This is a genomic window from Pseudoruegeria sp. SK021, from assembly GCF_002119405.1.
GTDB lineage: Bacteria > Pseudomonadota > Alphaproteobacteria > Rhodobacterales > Rhodobacteraceae > Meridianimarinicoccus.
In genome coordinates this window covers 22722-35386 of the sequence record NZ_MTBG01000032.1, presented here as the reverse complement: position 1 = coordinate 35386, position 12665 = coordinate 22722, and the positions used below count along the sequence as shown (strand labels likewise).

12 protein-coding genes are annotated in these 12665 nt (G+C 62.3%); 10 read left to right on the top strand and 2 right to left on the bottom strand.

Going from position 1 to position 12665, the window contains the following annotated elements:
- On the top strand, nt 1–353 hold a 353-nt coding region (locus tag BV911_RS15400), incomplete at its 5' end, for a transposase (protein ID WP_139840109.1).
- A gap of 102 nt (nt 354–455) precedes the next feature.
- Here the strand turns inward: BV911_RS15400 and BV911_RS15395 are convergent.
- On the bottom strand, nt 456–1349 hold the full coding sequence (locus BV911_RS15395; protein ID WP_086054507.1) for a bifunctional methylenetetrahydrofolate dehydrogenase/methenyltetrahydrofolate cyclohydrolase: 894 nt from the start codon (nt 1347–1349) through the stop codon (nt 456–458).
- A gap of 231 nt (nt 1350–1580) precedes the next feature.
- Between BV911_RS15395 and BV911_RS15390 the strand changes: the two genes are divergently transcribed.
- The 9 genes from BV911_RS15390 to xylA all read left to right on the top strand — a co-directional run bounded on the left by BV911_RS15390 (nt 1581) and on the right by xylA (nt 11571).
- Nucleotides 1581–2609, top strand: a complete 1029-nt coding sequence (locus BV911_RS15390) for a LacI family DNA-binding transcriptional regulator (protein WP_086054506.1) — start codon at nt 1581–1583, stop codon at nt 2607–2609.
- Nucleotides 2610–2725: 116 nt separating this feature from the next.
- Complete coding sequence (locus BV911_RS15385; RefSeq protein ID WP_086054505.1) at nt 2726–3985, top strand: ABC transporter substrate-binding protein; 1260 nt, start codon at nt 2726–2728, stop codon at nt 3983–3985.
- 68 nt (nt 3986–4053) lie between these two features.
- Entirely contained in the window at nt 4054–4977 is a 924-nt protein-coding gene (locus tag BV911_RS15380) for a carbohydrate ABC transporter permease (RefSeq protein WP_086054504.1), read from the top strand.
- Nucleotides 4974–5804 carry a carbohydrate ABC transporter permease gene (locus BV911_RS15375; protein ID WP_086054503.1) on the top strand — a complete coding sequence of 277 codons (831 nt, stop codon included), beginning with the start codon at nt 4974–4976 and terminating at the stop codon, nt 5802–5804. Before BV911_RS15380 ends, BV911_RS15375 begins: the two co-directional genes overlap by 4 nt.
- 4 nt (nt 5805–5808) lie before the next feature.
- Nucleotides 5809–7455: a glycoside hydrolase family 43 protein gene (locus BV911_RS15370; protein WP_086054502.1), complete on the top strand. Its 1647-nt coding sequence runs from the start codon at nt 5809–5811 to the stop codon at nt 7453–7455.
- Between the two features lie 27 nt (nt 7456–7482).
- Nucleotides 7483–8490: an ABC transporter ATP-binding protein gene (locus BV911_RS15365; RefSeq protein WP_086054501.1), complete on the top strand. Its 1008-nt coding sequence runs from the start codon at nt 7483–7485 to the stop codon at nt 8488–8490.
- The gene (locus BV911_RS15360; RefSeq protein WP_086054500.1) at nt 8487–9602 is read left to right on the top strand and encodes a Gfo/Idh/MocA family protein; all 1116 of its coding nucleotides are present in this window, start codon (nt 8487–8489) and stop codon (nt 9600–9602) included. Before BV911_RS15365 ends, BV911_RS15360 begins: the two co-directional genes overlap by 4 nt.
- Nucleotides 9599–10255 (top strand): ThuA domain-containing protein, encoded by a 657-nt coding sequence (locus tag BV911_RS15355; RefSeq protein WP_086054499.1) that lies wholly within the window; start codon nt 9599–9601, stop codon nt 10253–10255. Before BV911_RS15360 ends, BV911_RS15355 begins: the two co-directional genes overlap by 4 nt.
- 14 nt (nt 10256–10269) lie before the next feature.
- Nucleotides 10270–11571: a xylose isomerase gene (xylA, locus tag BV911_RS15350; RefSeq protein ID WP_086054498.1), complete on the top strand. Its 1302-nt coding sequence runs from the start codon at nt 10270–10272 to the stop codon at nt 11569–11571.
- 63 nt (nt 11572–11634) lie between these two features.
- Here xylA and BV911_RS15345 read toward each other — a convergent pair whose 3' ends face one another.
- Entirely contained in the window at nt 11635–12645 is a 1011-nt protein-coding gene (locus BV911_RS15345; RefSeq protein ID WP_086054497.1) for a LacI family DNA-binding transcriptional regulator, read from the bottom strand.
- Nucleotides 12646–12665 lie beyond the last annotated feature (20 nt).

Here is a 12665-nt window from a genome sequence, read left to right as displayed (position 1 = left end):
GGGTCATAAAGGGTGCCATGGATGGCCCTGCCTTCGCCGCCTATGTACGCGAAGTTCTGGTGCCAGAAATTGAGCCCGGAACAGTCGTCATACTGGACAACTTGGCGACCCACAAAAACAAGGAGGCCGCAGATGCACTGCGGGCGCATGGATGCTGGTTCCTTTTCCTGCCGCCATACTCGCCTGACCTTAATCCCATCGAACAGGCATTCTCCAAGCTGAAAGCCCATCTTCGCCGGATCGGGGCTAGGACATTCACCGACGTGTTCGATGCCATCGGAAAAATCTGCGATCTATACGACCCTCAAGAATGCTGGAACTACTTCAAGGCCGCCGGATATGTTTCAGGTTAAAACAGAAACGCTTTAGGGTCAGCGTCAAGGCGCCGAGGGTCCGGGCAGGAACCGGACGCCCGCCTAGACCCGGCGGGCGTCCGTAAGACGGGAAGGGGGGCCTTAGGCGGTCAGGCCGTCGGGTTCCGGCAAGCCGTTCACCCGGCAACACGCGGTCAGGGTATTGGCCAGCAGGCAGGCGATGGTCATCGGGCCAACGCCGCCGGGCACCGGTGTGATCGCCCCGGCGACGGCGCTGCAGCCTGCGAAATCCACATCGCCGACCAGACGGGTTCCGCCCTCTGGCGTCGCAATCCGGTTCACGCCAACGTCGATCACGGTCGCGCCCGGTTTGATCCAGTCGGCCTGCACCATCTCGGGTCGCCCGACAGCGGCGACGACAATATCGGCGCGGCGGACAACGTCGGGCAGGTTGCGGGTCCGGGAATGGGCCGTGGTCACGGTGCAGCTTTCACCCAGCAACAACGATGCCATCGGCTTGCCAACAATATTCGACCGCCCGATGACCACAGCCTCAAGGCCCGAGAGATCTCCTAACCGGTCGCGCAGCAGCATCAGGCATCCGAGCGGTGTGCAGGGCACCATTGACCGCTGGCCGGTGCCGCGCAGGCCGACATTTGAGATATGAAAGCCGTCTACATCCTTGTCCGGGGCGATGGCGTTGATCACCAGCGCTTCGTCCAAATGGGCGGGCAGGGGGAGTTGCACCAGAATGCCGTGGATCGCCGGGTCCGCGTTCAGCGTGGCGATCAGTTCCAGCAGTTCGTCTTGGCCGGTGGTCGCAGGCAGAAGGTGCTGCACCGAGGTCATTCCCGCTTCGGTGGTCATCTTGCCCTTGGAGCGGACGTAGACCTGACTGGCAGGGTCGTCGCCGAGCAGAACAACCGCCAACCCGGGGGTCAGATCGTGTTCTTCCTTCAGGCGCGCCACATGGGTCGCCACCTGCGCACGGATTGTTGCTGCAAAGGCTTTTCCGTCGATGAGATCGGCCGTCATTGGCACCTCCTGATCATGTCGGTTCGGGCCGTTGTTGTGCGATGGGCGCGAAGGCGCAAGACCCCAAAGCACCAGCGATGCACTAAGCCGCAACCTGCTTGCGGCGCTTGCGCCCTGTCGGGGCTGAGGGGGCGCGCACCTTTCCGACATCAGAAATTTCGGACAGACCCCGTTGTCGATCTGCCGAGGCTGGTCTAACCGAGAGTCAGAGGGATCGAGGGGAGCTGTCATATGTCGCGACCGACCGTGAATGATGTGGCGCGCGTGGCCAATGTTAGCCTTTCCACCGTCGACCGGGTGTTGAACGGGCGCGACGGCGTGCGCAAGGTCACTCAAGAGCGGGTGCGCGCGGCGATGGCGCAACTGGGCTTTGAGCGGGACATCATGGCCGCCAACCTGTCCCGCCAGCGGATCTATAATATTCATTTCGTGATCCCCGACGGCCCGAACAGCTTTATGCGCAATCTGGCGGCCGAGCTTGAGACCCATGCGCGGATCGCCCGGCGCGACCGAACCGAAATCACTGTCACCCTTGTGCCGCCCTTTGATGGGCGTGGCCTCGCGGCTGCACTGCGCCAAGCCCGCGCGGCTGGGGCCGACGGGGTTGTGATGGTTGCCACGGAATCAGCCGAGGTTCGGCAGGCGGTGTCAGAGTTGCGCGCCGCCGAGATACAGGTCGTCACGCTGGTGTCGGACCTCTCGGCTTCGGCGCGCGGATATTTCGTGGGCATTGATAATGTCTCGGCCGGGCGCACCGCCGCCGGACTTCTGGGTCGGTTTTGCCAAGGCCGGGCGGGCCGCATCGCGATTGTCGCAGGCTCGATGCTGGTGCGCGATCATGTCGAGCGCAGGCTCGGTTTCGAACAGGTCATGCATGCAGAGTTTTCGGAACTGGGGTTGCTGCCCCCGGTGGAGGGCGGCGATGAGGCTGCACGTGTTGATGCGCTTTTGACTAACGTACTTCGGGAAAATTCAGATATCGTCGGCGTCTACAATCTTGGCGGCGGCAATCATGGCCTGCGTGCGGCATTGGATCGGATCGATGTCGCCGCGCGGCCGCGGGTGGTCGTTCATGAATTGACCGCGCAGACCCGCGCGGCGCTGCAGGATGGGGTGTTTGACGCAGTTTTGCAGCAGGATATCCATAAAGAAGTGGCGAGTGCGCTGGTCATTATGCGCAATCTGATCGAGGCAGTGCCGATCGATGCGCGGACCGGGCTTATCCATACGGAGATCTTTCTGCGCGACAATCTTCCCTAATATGCGCTTTATGACGATTTACTTGCACACGGCAATTTTTGATGTACGTTGCTCAAATACGGCAGAATCGGGATCGACGTGGATCCGTGATCGGCATTATTCTGGGAGGAATACCGATGAAAATTGTGATGGCGACGGCTTTGATGGCGGGCGCAGCCTGGAGTGGCGCCGCTCTGGCGCAGGAAGAGATCCGCGTGCTGCGGGTACAACCGGGCGCTGCCGAGCAAGCCTTCTATGGCCGGGTCGAGGCGGCCTATGAGGCGCAGAACCCCGATGTCGATGTGGTGTTCGAATACATTGCCAACGAGGCCTACAAGTCCAAACTGCCGACCTTGCTGCAATCCGATGCCCGGCCGGACATCTTCTACAGCTGGGGCGGCCAGACCATCGTCGAGCAAGCCGAGGCAGGCTTTCTGAAAGACATCTCGGGCGATCTTACCGAGGACGTGCGGGCCACTTTCCCCGATGCCGCGCTCACGGCCTATACCGTGGATGGAGCGCTGCACGGGCTGCCGCTTTATGCGACCGAAGTTGTCTTCTGGGTCAACACTGCTTTGACCGAGCAGGCGGGTGTCGATTACACCGCGATCAAGACGTGGGATGATCTTCTGGTGGCGGTGCAGACCATGAAGGACGCCGGGGTCACCCCGATCGTTGTCGGTGGTCAGGACAAGTGGCCGCTGCACTTTTACTGGAGCTACTTGGCATTGCGCGAAGGTGGTCCAGATGTCGTGATTGCGGCGATGGCGGGCGCGGATGGCGGCTTTGAGGCCGCGCCATTCGTGGCGGCCGGTGCCGATTTCCAAATGCTGACCGATCTCGAGCCGTTCCAGCCGGGGTTCATGGGCACGACTTATGAAACCGCCAGCGGCATGTTCGCCGACGGGGCGGGAGCGTTGCACCTGATGGGCGAGTGGGACTATCTGCCGATGCGGGGGCGGTCGCAAAGCGGCGAGGGCCTGCCGGACGACCAACTGGCCATCATCGCTTTTCCTGCGATCGTTGACCCCGTCTCTGCGGGCGGTGACAGCGTCACCTTGGGCGGCATGAATGGCTGGGCCGTGACGTCGGACGCAGCGCCCGGGACGGTCGATTTCCTGACCTTCATGCTCAATCGCGATCACCAAGAAGAAGTCGCGCGTGAGGGCATCTTTATCCCAATCGTGAAGGGGGCCGGTGAGGCGCTGGAAAATCCGTTCTTCCAGCAGGTCGCGCAGGACATCGCCGCGTCGAGCTATCACCAGATTTTCCTCGACCAGTTCCTCGGGGCTTCGGTGGGCGCCACGGTGAACGACATTTCGGCCGATCTGGCACAGGGCGTCATTACGCCCGAGGAAGCGGCAGCGCAGGTCCAAGAGGCTTGGGATTTCCGCTGAGAGGTTCCTCCCCGACGCGCGTCCTCACGGGCGCGCGTCTCTTTCTCTCCGATACGTAGGCGCAGTCCATGCAAATGCTCAATACCCGCACGCCGCGTCCCGCGCGCCGCTTCTGGCACGGTGCCCGATCCAGTCGGCTTACCGCCATCGCGATCCTTCTGCCGCCGGGACTGATCCTGTTCAGCCTGTTCGTGATCCTGCCGCTGACGGAATCGGGCTATTATGCCTTTTTCGATTGGAACGGCTACGGCACGCCCGAGGACTACGTGGGCCTCCGCAATTTCGAACGGATCGCAGATCACAGCGTGTTTCACACCGCGGTCGGCAATACGGCGAAAATCATTGCCGTATCGCTTTTTATTCAAATGCCGCTGGCGCTGTTTCTCGCCTTGCTGATCTACCGCAAGACGCCGACCAACGCGCTGTTCCGGCTGATTTTCTTCGTGCCCTACATCCTTGCCGAGGTGGCCGCTGGCCTGATCTGGAGCTTTGTCTTCGACGGCAATTACGGCGTCACCGCTTCAATTGCGCGATCCATGGGGCAGGAAAGCTTTTTCATCTTGGCCGACCGCGACTGGGCCTTTGTCGCGGTGATGACGGTGATCGTTTGGAAGTATTTCGGGTTTCACATGATGATCTACATCGCCGCTCTGCAAGGGGTGCCTGAGGACCTGATCGAGGCGGCCAAGATCGAGGGTGCCAAGCGACCGCAGATCGTGCGCTACGTTCAGATCCCGCAAATTCGCCCGGCCATAATCGTCAGCGCATTTTTCGCGATCATCGGTGCGCTGCAGGTTTTTGACGTGATCATTCCGCTGACCAATGGCGGCCCGTCGAACCAGACCCAAACCATTGTCACCTACCTGTACAGCTTTGGCCTGACCCGGCTGAAAATCGGTTTCGGCAGTGCCGTGGGCGTGCTGCTGTTCCTCGCCGCTATCCTTGTGGCCGTGTTCTATCAGCGCCTCTTCATGAAGGGATCACGACCATGAGCCGGGCAGCTTTCTGGCGCAATCTTGCGCGTGTGACGATCCTGTGCGTGGTGGCCAGCTTTGTGCTGGCACCGATGCTGGCCACTGTGCTTGGCGGTTTTAAAACCAACGCCGAACTGCGCATGAATGCCTTCGCCTTGCCGCAAGACTGGAATGTCAGCTTCTATGGCTCGATCCTCGTTGATCCGGCCTTCTGGCGCTACTTGGGCAATTCGCTGCTGATTTCGACCGGCACGGTTGTGTTGACGCTGCTGGTCGGGGCAGCGGCGGCTTATGTCTTTGCGCAGATCCGCTTCTTTGGCTCGCGCATGCTGTTTTCCTACATGCTTTTGGGGCTGATGTTCCCCTTTGCCACCGCGATCCTGCCGCTGTTCATCAAGGTGCGCGACATTGGCCTGCTGGATACCTACTGGGCGGTGATCCTGCCCCAAACGGCCTTTGGCCTCTCGCTTGCGATCTTGCTGTTTCGCACCTTCTTTGATCAACTACCGAAAGAGCTGTTCGAGGCGGCGCGCATTGACGGTTGCGGTTACGTGCGCTTCTTTTGGCAAATCACCTTGCCGCTTTCGACGCCGATCCTTGCCACCGTGGGTGTCTTTGTCTTTGTCCAAAGCTGGAACAACTTCTTGCTGCCGCTTGTGGTGCTAAACTCGCGCGAGGCCTTCACTTGGCCCTTGGGCATGATGCAGTTCCGGGGAGAGTACGTCACCGAGTGGAACCGCACGCTGGCCTTCGTGACACTGACGATCCTGCCTGCGATCGTCTTTTTCCTCGCAGCTCAGAAATACATTGTCGCCGGCCTGACCGGCGGTGCCGTCAAGGGATGATCCAATGACCGATATTCACAACCCAATCCTGCCCGGTTTCAATCCGGATCCGTCGATCCTTCGGGTGGGCGAGGACTATTACATCGCCACTTCGACCTTCGAGTGGTTCCCCGGCATGCAGATCCATCATTCGCGTGATCTTGCCAACTGGCAACTTGTCACCCGGCCACTGACCCGCGCGGCACAACTGGACATGCGCGGCGATCCGGATTCAGGCGGCGTCTGGGCGCCATGCCTGAGCTATGCCGACGGGCTGTTCTGGCTGATCTATTCCGACGTAAAGCGCCGCGACGGGGCGTGGAAGGACAGCCATAACTACCTCGTCACCGCGCCCGCGATCGAGGGGCCTTGGTCTGATCCGGTGCATCTGAACTCATCGGGTTTCGATCCGTCGCTGTTTCATGACGAGGATGGGCGCAAGTGGCTGGTCAACATGATCTGGGACCATCGCCAGCAGGGCGGCGACAAGTTCGGCGGCATCGTCTGTCAGGAATATTCTGTGGCCGAGCAGCGGCTGGTGGGCGCGGTGCACAACATTTACCGCGGCACCGATCATAAGCTCACCGAAGGCCCGCATCTTTACCAGCGCGACGGCTATTACTGGCTGCTAACCGCCGAAGGCGGCACCGGTTACGAGCATGCCGTGACCATGGCCCGGTCCCGCGATTTGTTCGGCCCCTATGAGACCGACCCCGAAAAGCACCTGCTGACCTCGAAGGACGCGCCAGAGGCCTATCTTCAGCGCGCCGGACACGCCGACATTGTCGAGACCCAAACTGGTGAGCAATACCTCGTCCACCTGTGCTCACGCCCGCTTGATGCGACGCGCGGCGCGGCGCCGGGCCGGGTGGTTGGCATCCATGAAGAAGACGCGCGCCGCTCGCCGTTGGGCCGCGAAACCGCAATTCAGAAACTGGTCTGGACCGCCGGGGAATTCCCGCGCTTGGCCCATGGTGGTTGCGTGCCGGCCCCGACCGCGCCCGCGCCGGATCTGCCCGCGCATCGCTTTGCGCCGGGGACTGGCCCGGCTGCATTCATGCCCGGGGCATTGCCGCCTGAGTTTCAGTGGCTGCGCACGCCCGACAGTGCGCGGCTGTTCACGCTTGACGCCCGCCCCGGCGCGCTGCGGCTGTTTGGCCGCGAGGCCCCCGGATCGCATTTCGAGCATGCGCTGGTCGCGCGGCGGCAGACCGAAATCGCCTTTGCCGCCGAGACGGAAGTGGACTTTGCGCCCGAGACCTATCAGCAATTCGCCGGTCTGGTGGCGTGGTATAACGGGTTCAAGTTTCACTATCTCGCGGTCACGGCGGGCGATGCAGGCCAGCGTCAGCTGACGGTGATGAGCTGCCCCGCCGACTGGCCGATGCTGCGCATGGAGCAGCCGCTGCCTGCCCCGATCGACCTGCCCGCGACCGGCACGATTCGGCTGGGCTGTGACGTGGATGGCATGACTTTGCGCTTTCGCTATGCGGTCGAGGGCGGCGACTGGACCGATCTTGGCATCGCACTGGATCAATCCGCAATCTCGGACGAAGCAGGCAACGGGCCCGGAAACAACTTCACCGGCGCCTTCATTGGCATGGCTGCGCATGACACCTCGGGGCGCGGCCTGCACGCCGATTTCCTGAACTTTCATTACGAGCCCCGCTGATGGCGGGCCTGACAAGGAGGGCCGATCATGGCTGACGTTCAACTGGCAGGCATCACCAAGTCCTTCGGTGGGGTCACCGTGATCCCGGGTCTGGACCTTAAGGTGCCCGACGGCTCTTTCACGGTTCTGGTCGGCCCCTCGGGCTGCGGCAAGTCCACGCTTTTGCGGATGATCGCCGGGCTGGAAAGCCCAAGCGCGGGCGAAATCCGCATCGGCGGCACGGACGTCACCGATGCCGAGCCCTCGGATCGGGGCATCTCAATGGTGTTCCAATCCTACGCACTTTATCCGCACATGACGGTGGCGCAGAATATCGATTTCGGCCTGCGGTTGGCCAAAGTCCCCGCAGCCGAGCGGGCCACCCGGGTGGCCGAGGCGGCGCGCATCCTGTCGCTTGAACCCTACCTCGACCGTAAGCCGGGCCAGCTTTCGGGCGGTCAGCGTCAGCGGGTGGCCATCGGCCGTTCGATTGTGCGCAACCCGGAAGTGTTCCTGTTCGACGAGCCGCTGTCCAACCTCGACGCAGCGCTGCGCACCCAGATGCGGGTCGAGCTGGCGCAGTTGCACCAGTCGATTGGCGCGACGATGATTTACGTCACCCACGATCAGGTCGAGGCAATGACGCTGGCCGATCAGATCGTGGTGATGAAGGATGGTCGCATCCAGCAGGTCGGTGCGCCGATGGAGCTTTACGACCGCCCGGCATCCGAGTTCGTGGCGGGCTTTATCGGCTCGCCCAAGATGAACCTGTTGCCGGGGCGTGCCATTGAACGGGACGATGTAAAGACCGTCGGCATCCGGCCCGAGCATTTGCACATTGCCGACGACGGGCAGTGGCGGGCCGCCGCCAAGGTCGTCGAGACCCTTGGCGCTGACACCATCGCCTATATGGATGCCGAAGGTCTGGGCGAAATCATCGTGCGGCTGCCGGGGCATATGCGCCTCAAGGCGGGTGAGCGGCTGGGACTGTCGCCTGAAATTGCGAACCTGCACTACTTCGGACATGACGGGCACCGCATGGAGCACGTGGCATGAACGGTCTGGGGGTGGGCGTTGTCGGTTGCGGCGTCATCAGCGACATCTACCTAAAGAACGCAGCGCTGTTCCCGCAGTTCGAAATCCGCGCCGTCGCGGATCTGCGGGCCGACGCGGCGCAGGCCAAGGCGCTTGAATACGGCATCGACGCGCTGTCGGTCGACGGGCTGTTGGCGCGCGAAGATATCGACATCGTGCTCAACCTGACCATTCCCGCCGCCCATGCCGAGATCGGCCATCGGGCTTTGGCAGCGGGCAAGCACGTGTATTCGGAAAAGCCGCTTGCGGGGGGCTTTGCAGAGGCGCAGGCACTGAACGCGGCGGCGCAGGCGGCGGGGCTGCGACTGGGCTGTGCCCCCGACACCTTCCTTGGTGGGGCGCATCAGACCGCGCGGGCACTGGTCGATGCCGGGCGCATCGGCCGGGCTGTCGCGGGCAGCGCGACCCTGATGGTGCCCGGTCACGAGGCGTGGCACCCGAACCCGGATTTCTATTACAGCAAGTCCGGCGGCGGCCCGATGATGGATATGGGCCCCTATTACATCACCGCGATGGTGAACCTGCTGGGGCCGGTGGCACGCGTCACCGCCTTTGGTGGGCGCGCACGCGACCGGCGCGAGATCGCTACCGGCCCGCGCGCCGGCAGCCACGTGCCGGTCGAGGTCGACACTCATCTGGCGGGGGTGCTGGGTTTCCAGCAGGGCGCGCTGGTGCAGATCGCCACCAGCTTTGACGTGCGCGCGCACCGGCATGGACCGCTGGAACTTTACGGCACCGACGGGTCGATGACGATCCCTGACCCCAACCGCTTTGACGGCACGGTTGAGCTGTTTGAAGACGGCGAATGGCGCGGTCAGGCGATCCGGCACGGCCATGGCGACGGCAATTATCGCGGGCTCGGTCTGGCGCAGATGGCGGATGCTATCGGCTCAGGCCGCGCCCATTGCGCCAGCGGTGATCTGGCGCTGCACGCGCTGGAGGTGATGGAGGCCATGCACCGCTCTGCCCAAGAGGGCAGGGCCGTCGAGATGACCACGTCTTGCGACCGGCCTGCGCCGCTGGCCGCTGGCCTTGGCACTGGCGAGATCGCATTGCAGGAGGAAGCGGCATGACCCGCAACGCACTTATTTTCCACGGTGGCTGGGAGGGGCACGAGCCAGAGGCCTGCGCCGCCGTCGTGGCCGAGATGCTTCGGGTCGAAGGGTTCGAAGTTCGGTCCGAGGCCGGCGTGACCATATTGGGCGAGGCTGATCTGTCAGAATTCGATCTGATCGTGCCGCTGTGCACGCAGGTCAGCATCGAAAAGGAGCCGCTTGAACGGCTCTGTGCAGCGATTGAGGCGGGCACCGGCCTTGCAGGTTTTCATGGCGGCATGGGCGATACCTTCCGCGATGCGCCGGCCTATCAATTCATGGTGGGCGGCCAGTGGGTGGCCCATCCCGGCAACATCATCGACTACCGCATCGAGATCGCCGAGCCGCAGGATCCGTTGATGAAGGGAATCGGCGATTTCGACTACCATTCCGAGCAATATTTTATGCATGTGGATCCCGGTAACGATGTGCTTGCGACCACGACCTTCGATGGCAGCCACGCGCCATGGACCGCTGGCACCGTGATGCCGGTGGTCTGGACCCGCCAGCACGGTCTGGGCCGGGTATTTTATTCGGCATTGGGCCACCAAGCCGCTGAATTCGCGGTGCCGCAAATGCGCGAGATCCTCCGCCGCGGACTGGTCTGGGCCAGCCGCACGACAGACAAGTGAAAGGCAAGAACACCATGACTGAGTTCTTCAAAGGTATCCCGGCGATCCGCCATTTGGGCGCCGATAGTGACAACGATTACGGCTTCCGACACTACGATCCGAACGAGGTGGTGATGGGCAAGACACTGAAGGAGCATCTGCGCTTCTCGGTCGCCTATTGGCACAGCTTTGCGTGGGAGGGCGGCGATCCCTTTGGCGGGCAGACCTTCGATCGGCCTTGGTTCGGCGAGGGGATGGCCAAGGCCAAGTTCAAGGCCGATGTGGCCTTTGAAATGTTCGAGATCCTCGATGCGCCCTATTTCTGTTTCCACGACGTGGACGTGCGGCCCGAGGGCGCGGATTTTGCCGAAAACACCCGCAACCTGCGCGAAATCACCGACTACTTCCAAGGCAAGATGGAGGCGACCGGCACCAAGCTTTTGTGGGGCACCGCCAACCTGTTCTCGCACCGGCGCTATATGTCGGGGGCCGCGACCAACCCCGACCCCGAGGTTTATGCCTTCGCCGCCGCAACCGTGAAGTCCTGCATCGACGCCACCCACCAGTTGGGCGGCGAGAACTACGTGCTTTGGGGCGGGCGCGAGGGCTATGAAACCCTGCTGAACACCGACATGGGGCGCGAGCGCCAGCAGGCCGGACGGTTCCTAACCCAAGCTGTCGAATACGCCCGCAAGATCGGGTTCGACGGCACCATCCTGATTGAGCCGAAGCCGCAAGAGCCGACCAAGCACCAGTACGATTACGACGTGGCGACGGTCTATGGCTTCCTGAAGGATTTCGGTCTGGAGAAAGAGGTTAAAGTCAACATCGAGCAGGGCCACGCGATCCTTGCCGGTCACAGCTTCGAGCACGAGCTGGCGCTGGCGCGCGAGTTGGGGATCTTTGGCTCCATCGACATGAACCGCAACGACTATCAGTCGGGCTGGGACACCGATCAATTCCCCAACAATGTGCCCGAGATGGCGCTGGCCTATTACGAGGTGCTGCGCGCGGGCGGCTTCACCACCGGCGGCACCAACTTCGACAGCAAGTTGCGGCGTCAGTCGCTGGATGCCGAGGATCTGATCCTTGCGCATGTCGGCGGTATGGACGCTTGCGCAGCCGGCTTTAAGGCGGCGGTGAAGATGCTGGAAGACGGCAAGCTCGAAGAGGCCCGGCAGGCACGTTACGCAGGGTGGGACGGGGCCGAGGCGCAGGCCATGCTTGCCGGGGGCTTTGACGAGATCGCCGCCCGTGTCGAGGCCGAGGGCGTGAACCCTGCGCCGCGCTCGGGACGGCAGGAACGGCTTGAAAACCTTGTAAACCGCTACGTCTGAGGCGGGTGTTTTGCGGCGGCCCTGATCGGGGCCGCCGTGTGATTGTCAGAATGGGCCGTCGGGTCAGGACGTTTTCGACACCGCCAAATTGATTCCAGCCGGATTTAACGGGCCGACCGATCCGCGTTCGATCAGGACATTGGGCACCAGCATGCGCAGTGGGACCCAGGATGCCTCTGGATTTCGCAAGCGCCGATCCAGCCTGCGGACTGCCACGCGGCCGTATTCTTGGCCTCGGATCTGAACGGTCGTCAAAGCGGGGCTGACTTGATGCGCGGCGCTGCAATCTCCGAACCCGACCACGGACACGTCACTGGGAATGCGCAAGCCGCGCGATAGCAGATCGGTGTACGCAGCCAGAGCAAGATTGTCGTGACCACAGAAAAACGCCGTTGGTCGCCCGCCATTGGCGATAATTTTGTCCAGTTCGCTGGTGAAGGTGGTGTGTTCATCCCAAGTCAAATTATAGGCGCGCATGCCCGGCGTGGCGCTGACCACCTCTTCCAGCCCGTGCAGACGCCGACGACGTCCCAACAGGTCAACGTCGCCGCGGACATAGACGATTTCCCGATGGCCGAGGCCGTGAAGATAGCGGCCGACGGCGACGCCTGCTTCGTGGTCAGTGCCGCCAACCGCGTCGACCTGTTCTAAGGGATCGACCCAGCCACCATAGACAACGGGTTTGCCGCAGGCCCGGATTTTCGCCAGCGTCGATTGTCGCTGGACGTTCACGACCAGAAGAGCGGCGCAACTGTCCAGAAAACTGCCCAGATTTGCCTCGCCCGACATCCAGTGCGCCCGGATGGAATAGCCAAGCCGCTGAGCTTCACTTTGCAGCCCGTTTTGGATCTGCACGTTCATCTCGCTGTTGATGTGATCGGCCTCGTCAAAAATGGTGCCAATGGTTTTCTGAAAGGTCCGGGATGGACGGGTGTAGCCCAGACGGTCGGCCGCGTCCTGAACGCGGCGTCGGGTGGTTTCACTGACGCCTTCTTTCCCCGCAAGGGCCCGCGACACCGCGAATTTAGACAGGCCGGTCTCTTCAGCGATGATTCGCAGGGTCACCTTGGTCACGTTGGTCTCTCCAGTATATT

Coding starts and splice junctions, on each gene's coding strand:
- BV911_RS15355 (WP_086054499.1), top strand. CDS start 9,599: ATGACCCGCAACGCACTTATTTTCCACGGTGGCTGGGAGGGGCACGAG.
- BV911_RS15360 (WP_086054500.1), top strand. CDS start 8,487: ATGAACGGTCTGGGGGTGGGCGTTGTCGGTTGCGGCGTCATCAGCGAC.
- BV911_RS15385 (WP_086054505.1), top strand. CDS start 2,726: ATGAAAATTGTGATGGCGACGGCTTTGATGGCGGGCGCAGCCTGGAGT.
- BV911_RS15375 (WP_086054503.1), top strand. CDS start 4,974: ATGAGCCGGGCAGCTTTCTGGCGCAATCTTGCGCGTGTGACGATCCTG.
- BV911_RS15370 (WP_086054502.1), top strand. CDS start 5,809: ATGACCGATATTCACAACCCAATCCTGCCCGGTTTCAATCCGGATCCG.
- BV911_RS15365 (WP_086054501.1), top strand. CDS start 7,483: ATGGCTGACGTTCAACTGGCAGGCATCACCAAGTCCTTCGGTGGGGTC.
- BV911_RS15390 (WP_086054506.1), top strand. CDS start 1,581: ATGTCGCGACCGACCGTGAATGATGTGGCGCGCGTGGCCAATGTTAGC.
- BV911_RS15380 (WP_086054504.1), top strand. CDS start 4,054: ATGCAAATGCTCAATACCCGCACGCCGCGTCCCGCGCGCCGCTTCTGG.
- xylA (WP_086054498.1), top strand. CDS start 10,270: ATGACTGAGTTCTTCAAAGGTATCCCGGCGATCCGCCATTTGGGCGCC.
- BV911_RS15395 (WP_086054507.1), bottom strand. CDS start 1,349: ATGACGGCCGATCTCATCGACGGAAAAGCCTTTGCAGCAACAATCCGT.